We start from the raw sequence: 2,077 nt of genomic DNA, 5'->3' as shown, positions 1-2,077 counted from the left end.
CTACACGATTGCCGGCGGCGTGGTGCTCGATCAGGCGACGCTGACCGGCGACAAGGTTTCCGGCAAGGCAACCGGCACCCTCAACCCGAACGGCGCCAGCGATTTTGCGCTCGATCTCATCTCATCCGGCCCCAGCCTGCCGCTGACTGTCGGCAGCGCCGAGAGCCCGGTCAAGATCGAGATCCAGTCCTTGTCGGCAAAGGTGGCGGGCGAGAGCACGCGGGCCCGCCTGGATGTCTCCGCGATCCTGCCCTCGATCGTCACCAGTCCGGCGAGGGTAGACGGGCTTGCCCTGGCGTTGCATTCGGATGCGTTCGATCTCAAGAACCGTGCAGGGCCGGTTTCCGGCACGGTGTCGGTGGACAAGGTCGGTCTCGACAATCCGGTGATCGCGCCGCTGATCGCCGGCAAGGTCACGGCAGCCGTCAGCGGCCGCCTGACGGCCGACCTGTTTGCCATCGACAGCGGCTCGCTCAAGAGCGATGCGCTGAACAGCCAGGTCGCCGGCCAGGTATCGCTGCGAGACGGTGCCATAGACCTCAATCTGAAGGCGGATGCCCCATCGTCGGCCTTGCCGGCGGCGGCGCGCGGCATGCTTGGCGAACGCGCTGAGATCAGCGCCACACTGAAGCGCGACCCCAACGGCAGCATCAACATAGGCGGATTGAAGTTGACCTCGGGTGCGCTGACCGCCGACGGGCAAGCCAGCCTTGCCGACAACAAGGTGGCCGCCGACATCAAGGGCGCGCTGAGCGACATCTCGCTGCTGTCGAAGGATGCCAAGGGCGCCATCGCCTTTGCGTTGAACGCACAGGGGCCGGCCAGTGCGCCGGATCTGTCACTGACGGTCGACAGCGAGCGCCTTCTCGTGGCGGCGCGAGAGATCACCGGGCTGAAGCTGACCGCCACCGGCAAGGCCGATGCCGCCAATCCGGCGGCCAACGTGCAACTGACCGGCAATGTCGCCGGCCAGGCGCTGCAAGGCAGTGCGGTGCTGGCGACGGCGGACGGCAAGAGCGCCATCAACGGCCTGCTGCTGTCGCTCGGCAAGAACAGGATTTCCGGCGATCTGGCGCTGGACGAGAAGTTCGTGCCGGTCGGCACCATCGCGCTCGACCTGCCCGATATCGGCCCGCTGGCGGCACTTGCCCTGGAAAAGGCCGAAGGCGACGTGCGCGGCACGATCGCCTTTTCGAAGAACGGCACCGCACCGCAGGTCGCCATCAAGGCGGCGACCGCGTCGATTACGCGCGGCGACCTGCAGGCGAAAGCCGTCTCGATCGATGCGCTGGTCGCCAACTATCTGGCGGCGCCCGTGATCTCCGGAAAGATCCGCGCCGACACCGTCATTTCGGGCGGCACCGTGATCAGCGGCATCGATGTCGACTTAAAGCGCGACGGCGACTGGACCGGCTTCGCCGGCGGCGCAACCGTCAAGGGCATTCCGGCGCGGGCCGCCGGCCGGGTGAAAGTGGCCAACGGCACGACAACTATCGAGCTTGCCTCCGGCCAGGCGACCGTCCAGGGCATCAAGGCGGCCATTGCCCAGGCCTCGAGCGTCAGCATCGCCAATGGCACGACGACGCTGGATCGGCTGGTGCTCAACCTTGGCGGTGGCACGGCGACGGTGACCGGCAAGGTCGGCACGGCGCTCGACATCAATGCGACGCTGGCGCGGGTGCCGATGTCGCTCGCCAACAGTTTTTCGCCGGGCCTCGACGCCGCCGGCTCGATTTCGGGCACGGTCAAGGTGACGGGCGCGCCGGCAAATCCCGCCATTGCCTTCAATCTCGACGCAGCGGGCGTGCAGACCTCGCAGACCCGCGGTGCCGGTGTCGGTGCGGTGAGTGTTTCCTCGTCGGGCACCTTCGGCGCCAACAAGCTGACCTTCAATGCCAATGTCAGCGATGGAGCCGGCCTTGGCGTCAAGGGCGGCGGCAGCGTGACGACGGCCGGGACGCCGGCGCTGGTGCTCGACTTCAATGGCGTCGTGCCGTTCGGCCTGCTCAGCCAGAAGCTTGCCGCGCAGGGCCTGTCGCTGTCTGGAACCGCCAATGTCAACGTGCAGGTGCGCGGT

The 2,077-nt window shown here is 67.3% G+C and carries 1 pseudogene; it reads left to right on the top strand.

Annotated elements, in window-relative coordinates:
* Positions 1 to 2,077, top strand: a pseudogene (locus EN964_RS32685) (translocation/assembly module TamB); the annotation flags it as partial.

The sequence above is a fragment of the Mesorhizobium sp. M7A.F.Ca.CA.001.10.2.1 genome, assembly GCF_003998575.1.
Lineage (GTDB): Bacteria > Pseudomonadota > Alphaproteobacteria > Rhizobiales > Rhizobiaceae > Mesorhizobium.
The sequence above is the reverse complement of the archived record's forward strand: the minus strand, read 5'-3'. Positions and strand labels throughout refer to the sequence as shown.